The sequence below is a fragment of the Ideonella sp. genome, assembly GCF_041287625.1.
GTDB lineage: Bacteria > Pseudomonadota > Gammaproteobacteria > Burkholderiales > Burkholderiaceae_C > Ideonella.
In genome coordinates this window covers 44,643-63,119 of record NZ_JBGGNH010000030.1, presented here as the reverse complement: position 1 = coordinate 63,119, position 18,477 = coordinate 44,643, and the positions used below count along the sequence as shown (strand labels likewise).

The following is an 18,477-nucleotide window of genomic DNA, read 5'->3' as shown; positions in this document are numbered from 1 at the left end:
ACGTCGCACCAAAGCCGGGCCTTCGGTCGGGATTGTCAGAACCGCGCGGGTTTCTACTTATAATCAGGGGCTTTGTGAAAATTCCAGGGTTCAAGACGGGGCCGGACATCCATGAAAACAATCGCCCCGCTCCCTGAAAGTGTCGAGGAAGAGCCCCCTTTCAAGCAGCTGACCGCCGAAGAGGCGCGCCTGCTGCGTGAGGAAAACCCCACGGTTTCGCCGTGGTGGGTGGTGGGGGGCCAAGTGGTGGTGGGTCTCTTGGTGGCATTGGCCGCCTGGGGCATCACCGGGAAGCAGAACGTTGGGTGGTCCGCCGGGTATGGCGCGCTGGCCGTGGTGATCCCGGCAGCGATTTTTGCCCGGGGCCTCACCGGGCGGTTTTCCTCGCTGAACGCGGGGACCGCTGCGATGGCGTTCATGCTTTGGGAGATGGTCAAGATTGCCACGGCTATCGCCCTCCTGATGGCGGCGCCGGGGCTGGTGGAGGCGCTGAGCTGGCCGGCATTGCTGGTGGGCATGGTGCTGACGATGAAGGTGTATTGGGTCGCCCTGGCGTACGCGCCGAAAAAGAAGCGGCCCTTGCTGCAAAAAACTTGAAAAGCTGAAGAAACATGGCTGCTGAACACGGACCTACCGCTGGTGAATACATCATTCACCACCTGACGCACCTGCAGAACCACAAGGCTGCGAACGTCGTCGATTTCTCCGTCTTCAACCTCGACTCGATGTTCTGGGCCATCTCCATGGGTGTGCTGGGCTGCTGGCTGCTGTGGCTGGCCGCGCGCAAGGCCACCTCGGGCGTCCCCGGCCGGTTCCAGGCCGCCGTGGAAATCCTGGTCGAAATGGTCGACGCCCAGGCCAAGGGCATCGTGCACAACGCGCAAAGCCGCAAGCTGGTCGCGCCGCTGGCGCTCACCGTGTTTGTCTGGATCTTCCTGATGAACGCCATGGACCTGCTGCCGGTGGACCTGCTGCCGCTCATCTGGGAAAAGATCTACGGCGCCGCGGGCCATGACCCGCACCACGCGTACATGCGCGTCGTCCCCACCGCTGACCTGTCGATGACCATGGGCCTGTCGGTGTCCGTGCTGCTGCTCTGCCTGATCTACAACATCAAGATCAAGGGTTTTGGCGGCTGGATGCACGAGATGGTGGCGGCACCCTTTGGCGCCCACCCGTTGCTGTGGCCGTTCAATTTCGTCTTCCAGATCATCGAATTCATCGCCAAGACCGTCTCGCACGGCATGCGGTTGTTCGGCAACATGTACGCCGGCGAACTGATCTTCCTGCTGATCGCGCTGCTGGGCGGCGCCTGGTCGCTGTCCCTTACCGGCGTCAGCCTGGCCGCGCTTCACATCGTCGCCGGCACCGCCTGGGCCATCTTCCACATCCTGATCATCACGCTGCAGGCGTTCGTGTTCATGATGCTGGCGCTCGTGTACCTCGGCCAGGCGCACGACGCGCACTGACCCTTTCTCGCGTTTTCCTTTTCTTTTTACGTCAACCAAGTCCTCTAGGAGCTTTTCATGCAAGTTATCAGCTTTGTCGCACTGGCCGCCGGCCTGATCATCGGTCTGGGCGCTATCGGTGCCTGTATCGGCATCGGCATCATGGGCAGCAAGTACCTCGAATCGGCTGCCCGCCAGCCCGAACTGATGGGCGAACTGCAGACCAAGATGTTCCTGCTGGCCGGCCTGATCGACGCCGCCTTCATTATCGGCACCGGTATCGCGCTGTGGTTCGCCACCGCCAACCCGTTCCTGGGCCAGATCGCGCAGCTCGCCAAGTAATCGGCGTCTGTCGAGTTTGAGAGGCCGGGCGCACCCCCAGGGTGCGCCTTGTGCTGAATGTCCCAGTCACCGTTTGAGGCAATAAAGTGAGCATCACCGGTACCCTCATCGTCCAGATGATCGTCTTCCTGATCCTGGTCGGGTTCACGATGAAATTCGTCTGGCCGCCGATTGCCGCCGCGCTCGACGAGCGTGCGCAGAAGATTGCCGCCGGCTTGTCCGCCGCCGACAAGGCCAAGGCCGAGTTGGTCGCTGCAGACAAGAAGGTCCAGGCCGAGCTGTCCGCCGCAAAGGACAGCGCCGCCAAGCGCCTGGCCGATGCCGAGCGCCTGGCCCAGCAGCTGGTGGAAGAGGCCAAGGCCCGCGCCAGCGAAGAAGGCGCGAAGATCGTCGCCGCTGCCCATGCCGAAGCGCAGCAGGAGTCCACGAAGGCCCGCGAGGTGCTGCGCGAGCAGGTTGCCGCGCTGGCAGTCAAGGGCGCTGAAGCGATCCTGAAGCGCGAAGTCAATGCCGGCGTTCACGCCGAGCTGCTGACCCGCCTGAAGACCGAGCTGTAAACCATGGCCGAGCTTGCAACCATCGCGCGTCCCTACGCGGAAGCCATGTTCAAGGCTGCTGCCGGCGAAAACGCCGCGGCACTGGCCGAACAGCTGGAAGCCGTCGGCCGGGTCGCCGGCAACCCGCAGCTGCGCCAGTACGCCGACAGCCCCAAAACCAAGGCCGGCGAGGTGTTCGAGCTGATCGCTGGCGTGGCCAACATCAGCCTGTCGCCCAAGGTCGCCAACCTGCTGACCGCCGTGATAGACAACGGTCGCCTGGTGGCGTTGCCCGAGATCGCGGCGCAGTTCCGCGCCCTGGTCAACGCCAGCAGCGGTGTGTCGGATGCCCGCATCGCCAGCGCTTTCCCGCTGTCGGACGCGCAGCTGGCAGAGACCGTCGCGGTGCTCGAACAGCGCTTCGGTCGCAAGCTCAATGCAGCCGTGGAAATCGACGAGTCGCTGATCGGCGGCATCCGCGTGGTCGTGGGTGACGAGGTGCTGGACACCTCGGTCAAGGCCCGCCTCGAGCAGATGAAGTTCGCGCTGACCCACTGAACGCGCCGCACGCCCCGCATCCGCACATTCATCCTTCGGCAGTCGCACACGGGCTGCCGCGCTTTCGGAGAAAGCAATGCAACTCAATCCTGCAGAAATTTCGGAACTCATCAAGAGCCGCATCGAGGGCCTCGGCACCTCGACGGACATCCGCAACCAGGGCACCGTCGTCTCGGTGACCGACGGCATCGTCCGCGTGCACGGCCTGTCCGATGCGATGCAGGGTGAAATGCTCGAATTCCCGGCCACCAAGGACGGCGTGCCCAGCTACGGCCTGGCGCTGAACCTGGAGCGCGACTCGGTCGGCGCGGTGATCCTGGGCGAGTACGAGCACATCTCCGAAGGCGACACCGTGAAGTGCACGGGCCGCATCCTGGAAGTGCCGGTCGGCCCCGAGCTGATCGGCCGTGTCGTCAACGCGCTGGGCCAGCCGATCGACGGCAAGGGCCCGATCAACGCCAAGATGACCGACGTGATCGAAAAGGTCGCCCCGGGCGTGATCGCACGGAAGTCCGTCGACCAGCCGGTGCAGACCGGCCTGAAGTCGATCGACTCGATGGTGCCCGTCGGCCGTGGCCAGCGCGAGCTGATCATCGGCGACCGCCAGACCGGCAAGACGGCAGTGGCCGTCGACGCGATCATCAACCAGAAGGGTCAGAACATGACCTGCGTCTACGTTGCGATCGGCCAGAAGGCTTCGACGATCAAGAACGTGGTGCGCGCACTGGAACAGGCCGGCGCGATGGAATACACCATCGTCGTGGCCGCCTCGGCGTCCGAATCGGCCGCAATGCAATACGTGTCGGCCTACTCGGGCTGCACGATGGGCGAGTACTTCCGCGACCGCGGCCAGGACGCGCTGATTGTCTATGACGACCTGTCCAAGCAGGCCGTGGCTTACCGCCAGGTTTCGCTGCTGCTGCGCCGCCCGCCGGGCCGCGAAGCTTTCCCCGGCGACGTGTTCTATCTCCACAGCCGCCTGCTGGAACGTGCCGCTCGCGTGAACGCCGACTACGTCGAAGCCTTCACCAAGGGTGAAGTCAAGGGCAAGACCGGCTCGCTGACCGCGCTGCCCATCATCGAGACGCAAGCCGGCGACGTGTCGGCTTTCGTGCCGACCAACGTGATTTCGATCACCGACGGCCAGATCTTCCTGGAAACCAGCCTGTTCAACGCCGGCATCCGTCCCGCGATCAACGCCGGCATCTCGGTGTCGCGCGTTGGTGGCGCTGCGCAGACCAAGCTGATCAAGTCGCTGTCCGGCGGCATCCGGACCGACCTGGCCCAGTACCGTGAACTGGCTGCGTTCGCGCAGTTCGCTTCCGACCTGGACGAGTCGACCCGCAAGCAGCTGGACCGCGGTGCCCGCGTGACCGAACTGCTCAAGCAAGCCCAGTACTCGCCGCTGTCCATCAGCCTGATGGGCGCGACACTGTACGCGGTGAACAAGGGCTTCATGGACGACATCCCGGTCAAGCGCATCCTTGGCTTCGAAGCCGGCCTGCACCAGTTCCTGAAGGCCAGCCACGCTGCGCTGCTGGCGAAGCTGGAAGCCGACAAGGCCATGGACAAGGTCGCCGAAGATGAACTGTCCGGCGCCATCGCCGCGTTCAAGAAGTCTTTCTGATCCTGCCCTGACGCAACGCTGAAAGGAGCACCGTCATGGCGGTTGGAAAGGAAATTCGCGGCAAGATCAAATCGGTGGAGAACACCAAGAAGATCACCAAGGCCATGGAAATGGTTGCCGCCTCGAAGATGCGCAAGGCGCAGGAGCGCATGCGCAATGCGCGCCCGTACAGCGACAAGATCCGCAACATCACGGCCAACCTGTCGCAGGCCAACCCGGAATACCACTCGCCCTTCATGAGCACCGAGCACCGCACCGGTGTCACGGGCTTCGTGGTGGTGACGACGGACAAGGGTTTGTGCGGCGGCCTGAACACCAACGTGCTGCGGGCCGTCACCGGCAAGATGCGCGAAGTCCAGGAAGCCGGCGGCAAGTCGCAGGCGGTGGCCATCGGCAACAAGGGCTTCGGCTTCCTGAACCGTGTCGGTGCCCAGGTCGTCAGCCACGTCACGCAGCTTGGCGACACGCCGCAGCTCGACCGGCTGATCGGCCCGGTCAAGGTGATGCTGGACGCCTTCGTCGAAGGCAAGGTCGACGCGGTCTACCTCTGCTACACCCGCTTCATCAACACGATGAAGCAGGAGCCGGTGGTCGAGCAGCTGCTGCCGCTGAAGGCCGAAAGCCTGGCCCAGACGGCGGCCGAGAAGTCGGCCTACGGCTGGGACTACCTGTACGAGCCGGACGCAGCGACCGTGATCGACGAGCTGCTCAAGCGTTACCTCGAAGCGCTGATCTACCAGGCCGTGGCCGAGAACATGGCGTCCGAGCAGTCGGCGCGCATGGTGGCCATGAAGGCGGCCACCGACAACGCGGGCACCTTGATCGGTGAGCTCAAGCTCATCTACAACAAGACCCGCCAGGCGGCGATCACCAAGGAACTCTCCGAGATCGTCAGCGGCGCAGCCGCGATCAGCGGTTGAGCCGGCAGCGCCGCAGCCAGACCCGAATACAGCGAATCAAAGATTGAAGGACACCGAAATGTCGAACACTCAAGCAGCCACGGCCGCCGTGGGCAAGATCGTCCAGTGCATCGGCGCCGTCGTGGACGTCGAGTTCCCGCGCAACCAGATGCCGCGCATCTATGACGCGCTGAAGATGGAAGGCTCGACGCTGACGCTGGAAGTCCAGCAGCAGCTGGGCGACGGCGTCGTGCGCACCATTGCGCTGGGCTCGTCCGACGGCCTGCGCCGTGGCGTGATGGTGACCAACACCGGCTTCCCGATCACCGTGCCCGTCGGCAAGGCGACGCTCGGCCGCATCATGGACGTGCTGGGCAACCCGATCGACGAGCGTGGCGAGGTCTCGCACGAGCTGACCGCCTCCATCCACCGCAAGGCCCCGGCCTACGACGAGCTGAGCCCGTCGCAGGAACTGCTGGAAACCGGCATCAAGGTGATCGACTTGATCTGCCCGTTCGCCAAGGGCGGCAAGGTTGGCCTGTTCGGCGGCGCCGGCGTCGGCAAGACCGTCAACATGATGGAGCTGATCAACAACATCGCCAAGGCGCACAGCGGCTTGTCGGTGTTTGCCGGTGTCGGCGAGCGCACCCGCGAAGGCAACGACTTCTATCACGAGATGGCCGACTCCAACGTCGTCAACCTCGAGAACCTGCCGGAGTCCAAGGTCGCGATGGTTTACGGCCAGATGAACGAGCCGCCGGGCAATCGCCTGCGCGTCGCGCTGACCGGCCTGACGATTGCCGAGTCCTTCCGTGATGAAGGCCGTGACGTGCTGTTCTTCGTGGACAACATCTACCGCTACACGCTGGCCGGTACCGAAGTGTCCGCACTGCTGGGCCGCATGCCTTCCGCCGTGGGCTACCAGCCGACGCTGGCCGAAGAAATGGGCCGCCTGCAAGAGCGCATCACCTCGACCAAGGTCGGCTCGATCACGTCGATCCAGGCCGTGTACGTCCCTGCGGACGACTACACCGACCCGTCGCCTGCGACCACCTTCGCCCACTTGGACTCGACCGTCTCGCTGTCGCGTGAAATTGCGTCGCTGGGCATCTACCCGGCCGTCGACCCGCTGGACTCGACCTCGCGCCAGATCGACCCGAACGTGATCGGCCAGGAACATTACGACACGACCCGCGCCGTGCAGTCCACGCTGCAGCGCTACAAGGAACTGCGCGACATCATCGCCATCCTGGGCATGGACGAACTGGCACCGGAAGACAAGCTGGCCGTGTCCCGCGCCCGCAAGATCCAGCGTTTCCTGTCGCAGCCTTTCCACGTCGCCGAAGTCTTCACCGGCTCGCCGGGCAAGTACGTGCCGCTGAAGGAAACCATCCGCGGTTTCAAGATGATCGTGGCTGGCGAATGCGACCACCTGCCGGAACAAGCGTTCTACATGGTCGGCACGATCGACGAGGCTTTCGAGAAAGCCAAGAAGATCCAATAAGGAACCTTCAGCATGGCAACCATTCACGTCGACGTCGTCTCTGCCGAGGAGTCCATCTTCTCGGGCGAGGCCAAGTTCGTCGCGCTGCCGGGTGAAAACGGCGAGCTGGGCATCCTGCCCCGCCACACGCCGCTGATCACCCGCATCAAGCCGGGCGCCGTGCGCATCCAGCGGGCCGACACGGGCGAAGAAGAGTTTGTCTTCGTTGCCGGTGGCATCCTGGAAGTGCAGCCGGGCTCGGTCACCGTGCTGGCCGACACCGCGATCCGCGGCAACGATCTGGACGAAGCCAAGGCCCTTGAGGCCAAGAAGGCCGCCGAAGCCGCGATGAAAAACGCCAAGAGCGACATCGACCTGGCGCTGGCGCAAGGTGAGTTCGCCACCATGGCGGCCCAGCTGGCCGCCATCCAGCGCCTGCGCAAGAAGTAAGCACCAGCGCGCTGTAACCCCGCAAGCCCGCCGCGATCCTGATCGTGGCGGGCTTTGTGCTTGTGGGGCTTCTAGTTCGCCGCGGCCGTCGCCCTCTCATTCGCCCACCGTCTCGCCATGCCAAGTTTTCGCATCCTGCGCTGGGCGGCCTGGGCTCCGGGCCTGGACGATTCCGCGCGCTGGCTGGATTGGCTGGCCGCGCCGCAGGCCTTGCCGGCCGAAGGCCTGGCGCCGCTGGTCGAAGTGCCAGCCATGGCCCGGCGCCGCGTCGACCCGCTGGGTCGCGCCGCGCTGCAGGTCGCCTTCCAGGCCCAGGGGGCGGACACCGGCGGCCCGGTGGTGTTTGCGTCGCGCTGGGGCGAGATCACACGCTCGGTCGGCATGCTGCAGCAGCTGGCGGCGGGCGAGCCGCTGTCGCCTACCGCCTTCAGCCTGTCGGTGCACAACGCGCAAGGCGCACAGTACTCGATTGCCCGCGGCGACAAGGCCAACTTCCTCGCCGTTGCGGCCGGCGCGCACAGCGCCGAAGCTGGTTTTGTCGAAGCCCTGGGCCTGCTTGCCGATGGGGCTGGGCAGGTCACGGTCGTCTGCTCCGATGGTCCGCTGCCAGCGCCATATGCCGACTTGGCCGAGCCGCCAGGCTTGGCGCCGCTGCGCGCCTGGGCATGCTTGATCCAGCCCGGCGGCGAGCTTTCGCTGCAGACCGCCGCGCCAGGTCCGACCGAGGACCACGCAATGTTGGGCGACCTGGCCGTGCTGCGCTTTCTGCTTGGCAGCGAGCCGCAGCTCCAGCGTGGCCGTTGGCGCTGGTTGCGCGCATCGGCGGCCCCATGATCGATCGCCTGCGGCGCTTGCGCGGCCTGCTGGCGACGGCGCTGGCTTTTGGCAGCTTCGGCGTCGGTGGCGTGTTGCTGTGGTGGGTCATTTTCCCGCTGTTGACGCTGGCGGTGCGCAATCCGTCGCGGCGAACCGCCCTGGCGCGTGCCGCGGTGCACCATCTGTTCCGCGCCTTCATCGGCTGGATGCGGCTGCTGCACCTGATCACCTACGAGGTGCGTGGCCTGGCCCGGCTGCAGCGCCGCGGCCTGCTGGTGCTGGCCAATCACCCGACGCTGATCGACGTGGTCTTCCTGATCTCGCTGATCGACAACGCCGACTGCGTGGTGAAGTCCACACTCGCTCACAATCCGTTCACCTGCGGTGCGGTGCGCGCAACGGGCTACATCTGCAACAATTCAGGGCCGGAATTGCTGCAAGACTGCATAGACAGTGTCAAGAACGATGGCAACCTGATCATCTTTCCCGAAGGCACGCGAACGCGCCCGGGCCAGCCCATGAAGATGCAGCGCGGCGCGGCGCAGATTGCGCTGCGTGGCGGCATCGACATCACACCAGTGTTCATCCAGTGCCAGCCGTTGGGGCTGACCAAGGGAGCGCCGTGGTGGCGGGCTGCGCCAGTGCCGCTGCACTTTGTGCTGACGGTGGATGACGACATCCCGGTCGCGCCATTCCTGGCAGCGGCAGGGCAGGAGACCGCGTTGGCCGCGCGGCACCTGACAGACCATTTGATCGGCCATTTCTCGAGGGTAAGAGGGAGTGATGGAAGCGCTGGAACGTGAAATCAAGGAGCTGCTGATCTCGGCACTCAACCTCGAGGACATGCGTCCCGAGGACATCGATGCCGAACAGGCCTTGTTCGTCGAAGGCCTGGGGCTGGACTCGATCGATGCACTCGAGCTCGGACTGGCGCTGCAGAAGCGCTATGGCGTGAGCATGACGGCGGACTCCGAAGAGACGCGCCGCCACTTCGCCAGCGTGCGGGCGCTGGCGCAGTTCGTCGGCGCCGCCCGCATGCCCGCCTGATCGCCCCGACAGATGACTCAGCGGCAAGCCAGTGCCGTCCGCCAGCCCACGAGTTCCAGCATGACCAACCAAGACATTTTCGAGCGCCTGCGCGACATCCTGGTCGACACCTTCGACATCGCGCCCGACCGGGTGGTGGCCACCGCCCGCCTGCATGAAGACCTGGACATCGACAGCATCGACGCCGTCGACCTGATCGTCCGGCTCAAGCCGCTGGTCGGCAAGCGCCTGCAGCCCGAGGCCTTCAAGGCCGTGCGCACGCTGCAGGATGTGATCGACGCGCTGCAGGGCCTGATCAAAGCCCCTGACGCCGCCGAAACCAGCGCCTGAGCCCACCATGCGCTGGGGCCTGGTGGTCGTGCTGACCGCCGCCTACCCGCTGCTGGTCTACCTGGGTCTGGGGCGTTTCGAGCCGCGCTGGCTGGCCTTGCTGCTGGCCGCGCTGGCGGTGGTGCGCGCGCTCGCCAGCCCGCGGCGCGACCCCTTCTGGTGGTGGGCCGCGGCCGCCGCCGCGCTGCTCGCCGCCGCCACCGCGCTGATCAACCAGGCCATGCCGCTGAAGGTCTATCCGGTGGTGGTGAACCTCGGCCTGCTGCTGCTGTTCGGCGCCAGCCTGCGCCATCCGCCCACGGTCGTCGAGCGCATTGCGCGCCTGACCGAGCCAGACCTGGACGCCTCGGGCGTGCGCTACACCCGACGCGTCACGCAGGTCTGGTGCAGCTTTTTCGTGCTCAACGGCAGCCTGGCGCTGTTCACCGCCTGTTGGGGCGACGACAAACTCTGGGCGCTCTACAACGGCCTGGTCGCCTACGTCCTGATGGGGGGCCTGATGGGCGGTGAATGGCTGGTGCGCCGCAAAGTGCGTGCGGCCCAGGGCACCATGCCATGAGTGACTGGACCGACCTTTGCCGCCTGCTTTGTGCAGATGCCACCGACCGCCAGGTCGCGCGCAATGCTGCCGGCCAGGCCGTCACGCTGAGCAGCCTGCGCCTTGCCGCCGCCGCATGGGAAGCCACCTTCGCGGCCCTGCACGGCCAGGCCGTCGCGCTGCATTTCGAGGACACGCTGGACTTCAGCGCCGCGCTGTTCGGCGCCTGGCACGCCGGCAAGATCGTCTACCTGCCCGGTGAGCTGACGGCCGCGACGCTGCAGGCACTCGGCACCCAGGTCGCCGGCCTGGCCAGCGACGCAGCGGAAGACTTCGCGTTGCCACGGCTGCGCCCGTCGCCCGCCGCCGAACCGCAGCAGGCCTTGCCGCTGAACCCGCAGGCCGAGCAACTCGTGCTGTTCACCTCCGGCAGCACAGGCGAGCCGCAGGCCATCACCAAGCGGCTGGAACAGCTGTTCGTCGAAGTGGCCGCGCAAGAACAGGCCTTTGGCGCGCGCGCCGGCCAGGCCGAAGTGCTGGGCACCGTGTCGCACCAGCACATCTACGGCCTGCTGTTCCGCGTGCTGTGGCCATTGGCCAGCGGGCGGCTGCTGCATGCGCGACGCCTGGCCTACATCGAGGACCTGCCGCTCGCCTTGCGCGAGTTACCGAACGCTGCGCTACTGATCGCCAGCCCGGCTCACCTGAAGCGCCTGCCGCCAGCCTTGCCGGACGACAGCTTCACTGCGCGCGTGGCGCTGGTGTTCTCGTCCGGCGGACCGCTGCCAGACGATGCGCTGCCGGACTGCCGCCGCCTGTTCGGCCAGGCGCCTATCGAGGTCTACGGCAGCAGCGAAACCGGCGGCATCGCGTGGCGCCAGCGTTCCGGCGAAAAGCATTCCCCCGTCTGGCGCGCCTTGCCAGGCGTGGCCTGGCGTGTCGACGGCGAACGGCTGCAGGTTTCGTCGGCGCACCTGGCCGAAGCCGGCTGGCATGACAGCGACGACCGCGTGCGCGCCAGCGAAGAAGGCTTCGAACTGCTGGGCCGGCTGGACCGGGTGCTGAAGATCGAAGGCAAGCGTGTCTCGCTGCAGGCCATCGAGCAGGCGCTGCTGGCCACCGAATGGCTCGCGGAGTTGCGCGTGCTGGTGCTTCCCGGCCTGCGCGAACAGCTGGCCGTGGTGGGCGTGCCGACCGAGGCCGGCTGGGCGCTGCACACGCTGCAAGGCCGCGCCGCGCTGGCCGATGCGCTGCGCCGCCATTTGCAGCCGCAGTTGGAAACCATGACGCTGCCGCGCCGCTGGCGCTTTGTCTCGCGCCTGCCGGCCAACGCGCAAGGCAAGGCTACGGCGCAGGCACTGCAGGCCCTGTTCGACCCGCGCCGCCCGGCGATGCAGGTGCTCAGCCAGAGCGCGACCGACGCCACGCTGCGCATCTGGCCAGACGCCACGCTGCCGCAGTTCGATGGCCACTTCAGCGGCCATCCGGTGCTGCCCGGCGTGGCCCAGGTCGAGTGGGCCCTGCTGTTTGCGCAGGAGCTGTTTGGGCTGCCTGGCGCGTTCCGCGCGCTGGAAGCGCTGAAATTCCAGCAGGTCATCCGCCCGGGCCAGGTGCTGCAGATGCAGCTGACGATGCAGGCCGCGCAAGGCAAGCTGGTCTTCAAGCTGGAATCCGATGCCGGCCCACATGCCAGCGGTCGGGTGGTGTTCGACGTGCCCGCCAGCGAGGTTGCAGCATGACGCTGGGCGCGGTGATCCCGGTCTACAACCACGGTGAGGCCATTGGCGCCGTCGCCGCCGCCGTGCGCGCCCACGGCCTGCCGGTGCTGCTGGTGGACGATGGCAGCGAGCCTGGCTGTGCGTCCGTGCTGCAGGTCCTCGCGGCCGCCGCCGATAGCCAGGTGCAGTTGCTGCGGCTGGCGCAGAACCAGGGCAAGGGCGGCGCGATGGTGGCCGGCTTTCGCCGCGCGGCCGAGCTCGGCTGGACCCACGTGCTGCAGATCGACGCCGATGGCCAGCACGACGCGGCCGACATCCCGCGCTTCGCCTCACTGTCCGCCGCCAACCCGGCGCACCTGATCTGCGGCTGCCCGGTCTACGACGACAGCGTGCCCAAGGCCCGGCTCTACGGTCGTTATGCCACGCACATTTGGGTCTGGATCAACACGCTGTCGCTGGCCATCCGCGACTCGATGTGCGGCTTTCGCATCTACCCGCTGGCGCCCACGCTGGCGCTGGTCAACGATGTGTCCATCGGCCGGCGCATGGACTTCGACACCGACATCGCCGTGCGCCTGTTCTGGCGCGGCATGCGGTTCATCAACCAGCCGACGGCGGTGCACTACCCGACCGACGGTGTCTCGCACTTCCGCGCGCTGCGCGACAACGTCCGCATCAGCGCGATGCACACCCGCCTGTTCTTCGGCATGCTGCCGCGCGCGCCGCTGCTGCTGTGGCGGCGCTGGACGAGGCCTGCATGACCTTGCATGCGGAGGAGCGGGCCGAGCGCCGGGCCGCTCCCAAGCCGGCCCGCATCCCCTCGGGGGATCGGCCGATGTACCCATCGGGCGAGGGGCTCACTCACCACTGGGCGAGCATGGGCGAGACGACATTTGTCGCAGGCATCTGGGCGCTTTATGCACTGCACCGGATCGCGGGCCGTCGCGTGTTCCGTGCGCTGATGTGGCCTGTGGTGCTGGTGCATTGGCTGACGCGCCCGGCGCTGCGTGAGGCCAGCCTGGGCTACCTGCGCCGGCAGCAGGCAGCGAACCGCTTGTGGCCGCACGAGCCCAATTGGCGCCAGGGCCTGCAACACGTCGCGCTGTTCGCCGAAACCCTGCTGGACAAACTGCTGGCAATGGCCGGCCGCTACCCGGCCGACAAGGTGCGCATGGACGGCGCCGAGGCAGTCGCGCAGCAGGCGATTTCCGGTGGGGGCGGGGTGCTGGTCACCGCCCACATCGGCTGCCTGGAACTGTGCCGCGCAATGGCCCAGCGTCAACCGGCTTTCAAGCTCAACGTGCTGGTCCATACACGGCACGCGCAGGCCTTCAACCGCATTCTGCAGCGCCTGCAGCCGGGCGCGGCGCTGAACCTGATCGAGGTCAGCGAGATCACGGTCGCCACCGCGATGTTGTTGGCCGACAAGGTGGCCGCCGGCGAGTTCGTCGCGATCGCGGGTGACCGCGTGCCGCTGCACGGCGGCCGCACCGTGACGGTCGACTTCCTCGGCAGCCCGGCGCCGCTGCCCATCGGCCCCTACGTGCTGGCCAGCCTGCTCAAATGCCCGCTGCATTTCCTCGGCTGCATCCACGAAGGCGACGGCTACGCCATGCACTTCGAGCCACTCGCCGAGCAGGTGCTTCTGCCACGCAAGCAGCGCGAGCAGGCGCTGGCCGAACACGCCGCGCGCTACGCAGAATGCCTGGCGCGCCTGTTACAGCGCTCGCCTTACGACTGGTTCAATTTCTACCGCTTCTGGGACCCTGCCCATGCCTGAGACCTCCCCCGTCGTTTTTGACGGTCGCCGCCTGTGCATCGAAGACGTGGTCGCGCTGGCGCGTGGCGAGCGCACCGCGAAGCTGAGCACCGCCCCGGCCTTCACCGCCCGCATTCAGGCCGGCGCCGATTTCGTCGCCAAGCTGTTGGCCGAAGACGGCGTGATCTATGGCGTGACCACCGGCTACGGCGACTCCTGCACCGTCGTCATCCCGCCCGCGCTGGTGGCCGAGCTGCCGCGCCACCTGTACATCTACCACGGCTGCGGCGCCGGCGCGATGCTGGGCCCGCAGGAGACACGCGCGGTGCTGGCCACGCGGCTGAACTCGCTGGCGCAGGGCGTGTCAGGTGTCAGCCTGGACCTGCTGCGCCAGATCGAAACCCTGCTGCGCGAAGACCTGCTGCCGCTGATCCCATCCGAAGGCTCGGTCGGCGCCAGTGGCGATCTGACGCCGCTGTCCTACCTGGCCGCGGTGCTTTGCGGTGAGCGGGAGGTGATGTGGCGCGGCGAGCGTTGCACGGCCGCTTCCGCGCTGCAGGCGCTGGGCGTGGCGCCGCTGACGCTGCGGCCCAAGGAAGGCCTGGCCATCATGAACGGCACCGCGGTGATGACCGCGCTGGCCTGCCTGGCCTGGCAGCGCGCCGACTACCTTGGCCGCATGGCCACACGCCTGACCGCAATGAACGTGCTGGCCAGCGCCGGCAATGCGCACCACTTCGACGAAGCGTTGTTCGCCGTCAAGCCGCATGCCGGCCAGCAGCGCGTGGCCGCACGCATCCGCGAAGACCTCGCAAGTGACCGCCCGAGCCGCAACGAACAACGCCTGCAGGACCGCTACTCGCTGCGCTGCGCGCCACACGTCATCGGCGTGCTGGAAGACGCGCTGCCCTTCCTGCGCCAGCTGGTCGAGAACGAACTCAACAGCGCCAACGACAACCCCATCATCGATGCCGAAGAAGGCCGCGTGCTGCACGGCGGCCATTTCTACGGCGGCCACATCGCGTTTGCGATGGACGCATTGAAAACCGCCGTCGCCAACGTCGCCGACCTGCTGGACCGCCAGCTTGCGCTGCTGGTCGACACCCGCTTCAACCACGGCCTGCCGTCCAACCTCTCGGGCGCCAGCGGCGAGCGTGCGGCCATCAACCACGGCCTGAAAGCGCTGCAGATCAGCGTCTCGGCCTGGACGGCAGAAGCGCTGAAGCTGACCATGCCGGCCTCGGTTTTCTCGCGCTCCACCGAGTGCCACAACCAGGACAAGGTCAGCATGGGCACGATTGCCGCGCGCGACTGCCTGCGCGTGCTGGAACTCTCCGAACAGGTGCTGGCCGCGATGCTGATCGCGGCGCGCCAGGGCGTCGCTTTGCGCGACCGCCAGCAGCCGCTGTCGCTCAGCCCCGCGCTGGCCGCGATGCAGGCCGACCTCGCCGAGCGCATCCCGTTGATCGAGGAAGACCGCGCGCTGGACGGCGAGCTGCAGCGCCTGATCGTCGGCCTGCGCGAAGAGGCCTGGAGCCTGTATGACTGACAAGCCGAGCTTTGTCCACGAGATCGAGCTGACGCCGGCCTTCCACGACCTGGACCCGATGAACGTGGTCTGGCATGGCCACTACGTCAAGTACCTGGAAATCGCCCGCTGCGCGCTGCTGGCCCGCTTCGACTACGACTACCCGCAGATGCGCGACTCCCGCTTCGCCTGGCCCATCGTCGACATGCGGCTGAAGTACGTCGCTTCGGCCACCTTCGGCCAGCCGCTGCGCATCCGCGCCGAGATCACCGAATGGGAAAACCGGCTGCGGCTGGACTACCTGATCAAGGACGCCGCCAGCGGCCGCGTGCTGACGCGTGCGCACACCATCCAGGTGGCCGTGGACGTCAGCACCGGTCAGATGGCCTACGTCTGTCCGCCGGTGCTGTGGCAGTGCCTGGGCGTGCAGCCGACATGAAGCGCCGTGACCTGTTGACTGCCGCGGTGGCTGTCGCCGCCTGGCCTGCCTGGGCGGAAGACAGCGCCGCGCTGGTGCGTGAGCTGCAGTCGCGCCTCACGCAACCAGCCTGGCTGCACGGCGAATTCGAGCAGCGAAAAGAGGTGCCTGGTTTCAAGAAGCCGCTGGTCTCGCATGGCGACTTTGTCGTCGCGCGTGGCAAGGGCGTGCTCTGGCGCACCAGGCAACCGTTTGCCAGCGAACTGCGGCTCACGCGCGAGCAGGTGCGCGCCAGCCAGAACGGCGTCACGTCCTTCCAGCTGGACGCTTCGCGCGAGCCGGCGCTGCGCACCATCAACACCTTGATGTTCGCGCTGCTGAACGGCGACATGGCCAGCCTGGCCGAACTGTTCACCTTGCAGGCCCAGCTGCAGCCCAAGACCTGGCAGCTCTCCCTCACGCCGCGCCAGCCGGCGCTGCAGCAGTTCCTGCAGCGCGTCGAGCTGGAGGGCGATGCTTTCGTGCGGCGCCTCGTCATTGCCGAAACCAGCGGCGACCGCAGCAGCATCGCCTTCAGCAACCTGCGCGCGGACGCCGCGCCGGGGGCTGGCGAGGCGGGGCTGTTCGAGTGACATCAGCACCGCGCGCCTTGCGTTGGCTGGCCCTCGTGTGGCTGGCCTGGGCGTTGCTGTGTGTGGGCCACAACGCCTGGCTGTGGACCCGCAGCGGCACGCTGCTGGACACCGACGTGCTGGCCATGCTGCCGCAGGACGAGCGCGACCCGCTGGCCGCCAGCGCCACGCGCCTGATGGCCAGCGCCGCCGAGCGCCGCGTCATCGTGCTGGTCGGCGGTGCCGACTGGCCCGCGGCTCAGCACGCGGGCGACGCCTTTGCCGCCAGCCTGGCCGACCAGACGGTCGCCACGCTGCGCTACCGCGTCGACGACCAGGCCCAGCAAACCTGGCTGGACTTCTACGCGCCGCATCGCGCCGCGCTGCTGAGCGCCGCCACGCGCGAACAGCTCACCCGACAAACCACGCCGCAGCTGGCCGACCAAGCGCTGGCCTGGCTGTACCAGCCAGTGGCCGGCCCGCGCGTGGGCCGCTGGGCGGACGACCCGCTGAACCTGCTGGGCCAGTGGCTGGCCGAGCGCTCGCAGCTCAGCCGCGTGCGGGTGTTGGATGGCCGGCTCGCGCTGCAGGATGGCGCGCAGGCCTACGCCATACTGATGCTGGAACTGCAGGCCTCGGCCTTCGACATTGCCGGCCCGCAGGCGCTGCAGCCGTTGCTGGCGCAGGGCCGCGCTGCGGCGCTGCAGGCCTCGCCCAAGGTGCAGGTGATCCAGGGTGGCGTGCCGCTGTTTGCCGCCGCCGCGGCAGCGCAGGCGCAGCACGAGGTGCACACCATCGGCATCGGTTCGCTGGTCGGCATCGTGCTGCTGACGCTGCTGGTCTTCCGCTCGCTGCGCCCGCGGCTGCTGGTCACGCTGTCGATGGCGGTTGGCCTGCTCACCGCCATCACCGTCAGCGCGCTGGTCTTCCAGCGCCTGCACCTGATCACGCTGGTCTTCGGCGCCAGCCTGCTGGGCGTGGCCGAAAACTACGGCAGCAACTACTTCAGCGCCCGCCTGGGCCTGGCGCCCGAGCAGCGCTGGCAGATGCTGCGCGAGCAGGCGCCGGTGATGGGCCTGGCGATGCTGACGACGGTGATCGGCTACGCGCTGCTGGCGCTCACGCCGTTCCCCGGCCTGCAGCAGATTGCCGTGTTCTCGGCCGTCGGCCTGCTGGCCGCATTCGTCACCGTGCTGCTGTGGTTCCCGCTGCTGGACGGCGGGCAGATGCAGCCGACGCGTTTCGCGCAATGGCTGGGTGGCTGGCGCGCCAGCTGGCCGCAGTGGGGCCAGCAACCGGTGACGGCCATTGGCGTGGCGCTGGCGCTCGCGGTGCTGGCGGCCGGCGCCTGGCGTTTCCAGGCCAATGACGACATTCGCCAGTTGCAGAACGCGCCGCCCCAGCTGGTGCAGGACCAGCGCGAACTCGGCCGGCTGATGGACCTGCCCGGCGTCGCGCAGTTTTTCATCGTGCAGGGCGCCGACGAACAGCAACTGCTGGCCCGCGAAGAAGCGCTGACCACGCGGCTGCGTGCGTTGCAGGCCAGCGGCCAGCTGCGCGGCTGGCAGGCCGTGTCCGACTGGGTGCCTTCGGCCGCGCGCCAGGCGCAGGACCTGGCCTTGCTGCACCAGCGCTTCGACGGCGAAGCCGGGCTTACGGCTCTGCTGGCACAGCGCCTGGAACAGCCCGTCGACAGCCCGCTGCTGGCCCAGGCACCGCCGGCGCTGACGCTGCAGGCTTGGCTGGCCTCGCCGGTTTCCGAACCGCTGCGCCACCAGTTCCTTGGCCAGCTCGGCGGCGGCCCGGCCTGCGCGGTGCTGCTGCGCGGTGCCGAGTCCACCGACGCCCGCACACGGCTCGCCGCATTGGCCGCCGAGCTGCCCGGCGTGCGCTGGGTCGACAAGGTGGCCGATGTCTCGTCGCTGCTGGGCCGCTACCGCGTGCGCATGAGCGGCGTGATCCTGCTGGCCTACGGGCTGGTCTGGGCCGCACTCGCCTGGCGCTTCGGCCGCGCGGCCTGGCGTGCGCTGCTGCCCACCGCGCTGGCCAGCGTGCTGACCGTGGCGCTGCTGGCGCTCGCCGGCCAGCCGCTGCAGCTGTTCCACGTGTTGCCGCTGCTGATCCTGCTCGGCCTGGGCGTGGACTACGGCATCTTCCTGCTGGAGCGGCCGGCACCCGAGGCGACCCGGCCCTTCCTCTCCGTCACGCTGGCCGCTGCCTGCACGCTGCTGTCTTTCGGGCTGCTGGCACTGTCCGGCACCCCTGCACTGCGGGCCTTCGGGCTGACACTGCTGATCGGCGTCACGCTGGCCTGGGCCCTCACGCCTGTCTTCTTGCCTCGCTCGCCCTCTTCACCGAACTGACCCCTC

21 protein-coding genes are annotated in these 18,477 nt (G+C 67.5%); all 21 read left to right on the top strand.

From position 1 onward, the window contains the following. Positions 1-111: 111 nt before the first annotated feature. The 21 genes from ACAH41_RS11990 (at position 112) to ACAH41_RS11890 (ending at position 18,471) form a co-directional block, all read left to right on the top strand. A complete protein-coding gene (locus tag ACAH41_RS11990) occupies positions 112-597 on the top strand; it encodes an ATP synthase subunit I (RefSeq protein ID WP_370538304.1) in 486 nt (161 codons plus the stop codon). A gap of 14 nt (positions 598-611) precedes the next feature. Further along, positions 612-1,469: a F0F1 ATP synthase subunit A gene (gene atpB, locus ACAH41_RS11985; RefSeq protein ID WP_370538303.1), complete on the top strand. Its 858-nt coding sequence runs from the start codon at positions 612-614 to the stop codon at positions 1,467-1,469. 57 nt (positions 1,470-1,526) lie between these two features. Beyond that, the gene (atpE, locus tag ACAH41_RS11980; RefSeq protein ID WP_370538302.1) at positions 1,527-1,790 is read left to right on the top strand and encodes a F0F1 ATP synthase subunit C; all 264 of its coding nucleotides are present in this window, start codon (positions 1,527-1,529) and stop codon (positions 1,788-1,790) included. A gap of 86 nt (positions 1,791-1,876) precedes the next feature. Further along, complete coding sequence (locus ACAH41_RS11975) at positions 1,877-2,347, top strand: F0F1 ATP synthase subunit B (RefSeq protein ID WP_325647956.1); 471 nt, start codon at positions 1,877-1,879, stop codon at positions 2,345-2,347. A 3-nt stretch (positions 2,348-2,350) separates the two neighbouring features. Beyond that, complete coding sequence (locus ACAH41_RS11970; RefSeq protein ID WP_325647957.1) at positions 2,351-2,884, top strand: F0F1 ATP synthase subunit delta; 534 nt, start codon at positions 2,351-2,353, stop codon at positions 2,882-2,884. A gap of 76 nt (positions 2,885-2,960) precedes the next feature. Next, entirely contained in the window at positions 2,961-4,511 is a 1,551-nt protein-coding gene (gene atpA, locus ACAH41_RS11965) for a F0F1 ATP synthase subunit alpha (protein WP_325647958.1), read from the top strand. Positions 4,512-4,546: 35 nt separating this feature from the next. Then, on the top strand, positions 4,547-5,431 hold the full coding sequence (atpG, locus tag ACAH41_RS11960) for a F0F1 ATP synthase subunit gamma (RefSeq protein WP_325647959.1): 885 nt from the start codon (positions 4,547-4,549) through the stop codon (positions 5,429-5,431). Positions 5,432-5,489: 58 nt separating this feature from the next. After that, positions 5,490-6,914: a F0F1 ATP synthase subunit beta gene (atpD, locus tag ACAH41_RS11955; RefSeq protein ID WP_325647960.1), complete on the top strand. Its 1,425-nt coding sequence runs from the start codon at positions 5,490-5,492 to the stop codon at positions 6,912-6,914. Positions 6,915-6,926: 12 nt separating this feature from the next. Further along, positions 6,927-7,343 (top strand): F0F1 ATP synthase subunit epsilon, encoded by a 417-nt coding sequence (locus ACAH41_RS11950; RefSeq protein WP_325647961.1) that lies wholly within the window; start codon positions 6,927-6,929, stop codon positions 7,341-7,343. 117 nt (positions 7,344-7,460) lie between these two features. Continuing rightward, entirely contained in the window at positions 7,461-8,177 is a 717-nt protein-coding gene (locus tag ACAH41_RS11945; protein WP_325647962.1) for a beta-ketoacyl synthase chain length factor, read from the top strand. Then, the gene (locus ACAH41_RS11940; protein ID WP_325647963.1) at positions 8,174-8,962 is read left to right on the top strand and encodes a lysophospholipid acyltransferase family protein; all 789 of its coding nucleotides are present in this window, start codon (positions 8,174-8,176) and stop codon (positions 8,960-8,962) included. The genes ACAH41_RS11945 and ACAH41_RS11940 overlap by 4 nt, the downstream gene beginning before the upstream one ends. After that, a complete protein-coding gene (locus ACAH41_RS11935; protein WP_325647964.1) occupies positions 8,943-9,206 on the top strand; it encodes a phosphopantetheine-binding protein in 264 nt (87 codons plus the stop codon). Before ACAH41_RS11940 ends, ACAH41_RS11935 begins: the two co-directional genes overlap by 20 nt. 60 nt (positions 9,207-9,266) lie before the next feature. Beyond that, positions 9,267-9,536: an acyl carrier protein gene (locus ACAH41_RS11930; RefSeq protein ID WP_325647965.1), complete on the top strand. Its 270-nt coding sequence runs from the start codon at positions 9,267-9,269 to the stop codon at positions 9,534-9,536. A gap of 7 nt (positions 9,537-9,543) precedes the next feature. Continuing rightward, the gene (locus ACAH41_RS11925) at positions 9,544-10,095 is read left to right on the top strand and encodes a hypothetical protein (protein ID WP_325647966.1); all 552 of its coding nucleotides are present in this window, start codon (positions 9,544-9,546) and stop codon (positions 10,093-10,095) included. After that, positions 10,092-11,813 (top strand): AMP-binding protein, encoded by a 1,722-nt coding sequence (locus ACAH41_RS11920; protein ID WP_325647967.1) that lies wholly within the window; start codon positions 10,092-10,094, stop codon positions 11,811-11,813. Before ACAH41_RS11925 ends, ACAH41_RS11920 begins: the two co-directional genes overlap by 4 nt. Beyond that, positions 11,810-12,553, top strand: a complete 744-nt coding sequence (locus ACAH41_RS11915; protein WP_325647968.1) for a glycosyltransferase family 2 protein — start codon at positions 11,810-11,812, stop codon at positions 12,551-12,553. The genes ACAH41_RS11920 and ACAH41_RS11915 overlap by 4 nt, the downstream gene beginning before the upstream one ends. Beyond that, complete coding sequence (locus ACAH41_RS11910) at positions 12,550-13,572, top strand: acyltransferase (protein ID WP_325647969.1); 1,023 nt, start codon at positions 12,550-12,552, stop codon at positions 13,570-13,572. The genes ACAH41_RS11915 and ACAH41_RS11910 overlap by 4 nt, the downstream gene beginning before the upstream one ends. Beyond that, positions 13,565-15,100, top strand: coding sequence for an aromatic amino acid ammonia-lyase (locus ACAH41_RS11905; RefSeq protein ID WP_325647970.1), 1,536 nt, complete (start codon positions 13,565-13,567; stop codon positions 15,098-15,100). The genes ACAH41_RS11910 and ACAH41_RS11905 overlap by 8 nt, the downstream gene beginning before the upstream one ends. Then, complete coding sequence (locus ACAH41_RS11900) at positions 15,093-15,518, top strand: thioesterase family protein (protein ID WP_325647971.1); 426 nt, start codon at positions 15,093-15,095, stop codon at positions 15,516-15,518. The genes ACAH41_RS11905 and ACAH41_RS11900 overlap by 8 nt, the downstream gene beginning before the upstream one ends. Beyond that, a complete protein-coding gene (locus ACAH41_RS11895; protein WP_325647972.1) occupies positions 15,515-16,129 on the top strand; it encodes an outer membrane lipoprotein carrier protein LolA in 615 nt (204 codons plus the stop codon). Before ACAH41_RS11900 ends, ACAH41_RS11895 begins: the two co-directional genes overlap by 4 nt. A gap of 17 nt (positions 16,130-16,146) precedes the next feature. Then, positions 16,147-18,471 carry an MMPL family transporter gene (locus ACAH41_RS11890; protein WP_325647973.1) on the top strand — a complete coding sequence of 775 codons (2,325 nt, stop codon included), beginning with the start codon at positions 16,147-16,149 and terminating at the stop codon, positions 18,469-18,471. Positions 18,472-18,477: the final 6 nt, after the last annotated feature.

Bases quoted from the DNA above. Each gene is read 5' to 3' on its own strand.
- ACAH41_RS11915 (WP_325647968.1), top strand. From the start codon at position 11,810: ATGACGCTGGGCGCGGTGATCCCGGTCTACAACCACGGTGAGGCCATT.
- ACAH41_RS11970 (WP_325647957.1), top strand. From the start codon at position 2,351: ATGGCCGAGCTTGCAACCATCGCGCGTCCCTACGCGGAAGCCATGTTC.
- ACAH41_RS11895 (WP_325647972.1), top strand. From the start codon at position 15,515: ATGAAGCGCCGTGACCTGTTGACTGCCGCGGTGGCTGTCGCCGCCTGG.
- ACAH41_RS11930 (WP_325647965.1), top strand. From the start codon at position 9,267: ATGACCAACCAAGACATTTTCGAGCGCCTGCGCGACATCCTGGTCGAC.
- ACAH41_RS11945 (WP_325647962.1), top strand. From the start codon at position 7,461: ATGCCAAGTTTTCGCATCCTGCGCTGGGCGGCCTGGGCTCCGGGCCTG.
- ACAH41_RS11905 (WP_325647970.1), top strand. From the start codon at position 13,565: ATGCCTGAGACCTCCCCCGTCGTTTTTGACGGTCGCCGCCTGTGCATC.
- ACAH41_RS11925 (WP_325647966.1), top strand. From the start codon at position 9,544: ATGCGCTGGGGCCTGGTGGTCGTGCTGACCGCCGCCTACCCGCTGCTG.
- ACAH41_RS11900 (WP_325647971.1), top strand. From the start codon at position 15,093: ATGACTGACAAGCCGAGCTTTGTCCACGAGATCGAGCTGACGCCGGCC.
- ACAH41_RS11920 (WP_325647967.1), top strand. From the start codon at position 10,092: ATGAGTGACTGGACCGACCTTTGCCGCCTGCTTTGTGCAGATGCCACC.
- atpE (WP_370538302.1), top strand. From the start codon at position 1,527: ATGCAAGTTATCAGCTTTGTCGCACTGGCCGCCGGCCTGATCATCGGT.
- ACAH41_RS11935 (WP_325647964.1), top strand. From the start codon at position 8,943: ATGGAAGCGCTGGAACGTGAAATCAAGGAGCTGCTGATCTCGGCACTC.
- ACAH41_RS11940 (WP_325647963.1), top strand. From the start codon at position 8,174: ATGATCGATCGCCTGCGGCGCTTGCGCGGCCTGCTGGCGACGGCGCTG.
- atpB (WP_370538303.1), top strand. From the start codon at position 612: ATGGCTGCTGAACACGGACCTACCGCTGGTGAATACATCATTCACCAC.
- atpG (WP_325647959.1), top strand. From the start codon at position 4,547: ATGGCGGTTGGAAAGGAAATTCGCGGCAAGATCAAATCGGTGGAGAAC.
- atpA (WP_325647958.1), top strand. From the start codon at position 2,961: ATGCAACTCAATCCTGCAGAAATTTCGGAACTCATCAAGAGCCGCATC.
- ACAH41_RS11950 (WP_325647961.1), top strand. From the start codon at position 6,927: ATGGCAACCATTCACGTCGACGTCGTCTCTGCCGAGGAGTCCATCTTC.
- ACAH41_RS11990 (WP_370538304.1), top strand. From the start codon at position 112: ATGAAAACAATCGCCCCGCTCCCTGAAAGTGTCGAGGAAGAGCCCCCT.
- ACAH41_RS11910 (WP_325647969.1), top strand. From the start codon at position 12,550: ATGACCTTGCATGCGGAGGAGCGGGCCGAGCGCCGGGCCGCTCCCAAG.
- atpD (WP_325647960.1), top strand. From the start codon at position 5,490: ATGTCGAACACTCAAGCAGCCACGGCCGCCGTGGGCAAGATCGTCCAG.